The organism is Pseudomonas sp. QD4 (assembly GCF_049199125.1).
Lineage (GTDB): Bacteria > Pseudomonadota > Gammaproteobacteria > Pseudomonadales > Pseudomonadaceae > Aquipseudomonas.
This window is the reverse complement of the sequence record NZ_JBLZOM010000018.1, coordinates 1-1,510: the sequence shown is the minus strand read 5'-3', so window position 1 is coordinate 1,510 and position 1,510 is coordinate 1. Positions and strand designations below refer to the sequence as shown.

Below are 1,510 nucleotides of genomic sequence, written 5' to 3'. Positions count from 1 at the left end.
CTGGCAGTTCACCCGTTGAATCTGTAGGAGCACATCAAAGATGACCGTTGCCCCCAAACCCACCTCCCGAATGGGCTACCCCTTCAACGCCAAGGACGGCAAAGCCTTTGCGGATCTCCAGGACGCCTACGCCGGGTTGGCGCTTGCGGACGGTGGGCATTTCCCCCTGGGCAACAATGGCCACTTTCACGGCGGCATCCATTTCGACCGTGGCACGGCCAACGTATTTTCCACCGAGGAGGGGGTGCAATGCGTGGCCGACGGAGAGATCGTCGCCTACCGAATCGATGAGCATTACCCGGATGCCACGCCGGTGGCCGATACACCTCTGGAGGTCAATACAGAAGAGGTTGCTAACGCCGATCAAGGTCAAGAAGCCCAGGCCACGGCTGTGTTGCGACCTTACTCCACCGGCTTTGTCCTGGTCCGTCACCGTCTGCAAGCACCCCCTCTGCCGGCCCCCGCCAGCGACGACGATTTAGCGTCAGCCACCGTCGAACCCGACTACGGCACCCGACTGGCAACCCGAGCCCACGACCCCACCGTCGGTTGGCTGCCGCTGTACGCACGCGTTGCACTGATGGAACTGCAAAACGGCTGGGCCAAGGTCCGCATCCAGCCGCCCTCGGTTGCCACCTGGACACGCGAACCCGTGGCTGAGCCCTGGCTCCCCCTCTACAGCCTGGACCGCCTGCCCACAACCTTGCCCAATCGCTGGTTTGGCGGCGAGCCGCCGGTCGCAACCGTCGTGCTCGGCAGCCAACCCAAGCCGCAGCCCCCGATGTGCAAGCCCGCCGCCGTCATACCGGCGCCGGAGCTTGTCCTTTACAGCCTTTATATGCACCTGGCCGATGGCGCGAGCTACCAGGCAACCCCCGACCGAACGCCCAAGTGGTGGCCCAAAAAACGGTACCGCGCCGGCCTGAAGACCAAAAACCAGTGGACCCTGAACGACCAACTGATTGAGGGGCTAACGGTCAGGGCGCTGGATAGCAGCACCGAACTGGGAATACTGGTCCGCGGCTCAGTGATCGAAATCGAGCCCATGGCAGGGAATGATAAATGGGGCCTGGTCCGGCGCATTGTCGAGGGCGGTATTGCCACCCAACCGGACGGCGTTCAGCTCACTGAGCTGCAGGTTCCGGGTCGGGTGTATCTGGAGGAATTGGACGCGTTCAGCGCACCCGCCGCCTTCGACAACATCGAGATCCCTGTGCCACCGATTCCGTTCAGCATGGGCGAGGTCATCGGCCACCTGGGCCAGCAAGTTTCCAGCTCCGACACCTTGCTGGCCAACCAGCCGGCCTCGCGCCCCATGCTGCACCTGGAAATCTTCAGCGCCGAGGATGTGCCGCGCTTTCTGCTCGACAGCCGCCGTTACGCCGAAAACCTGCCGAAACAGCACTGGACCCTGGTGCGGCTGCGCCAGGGCGACCCGATCAAAGCCGAACCCAGAGACGATGCCCCCTCGGTCATCGACCTGGCGACAGACTGGACCACGGGCATCACC

At 63.5% G+C, this 1,510-nt stretch carries 1 pseudogene; it reads left to right on the top strand.

The annotated features are described in order from the left end of the window. Positions 1–40: 40 nt before the first annotated feature. Positions 41–1,510, top strand: a pseudogene (locus ACOZJV_RS34685) (hypothetical protein); the annotation flags it as partial.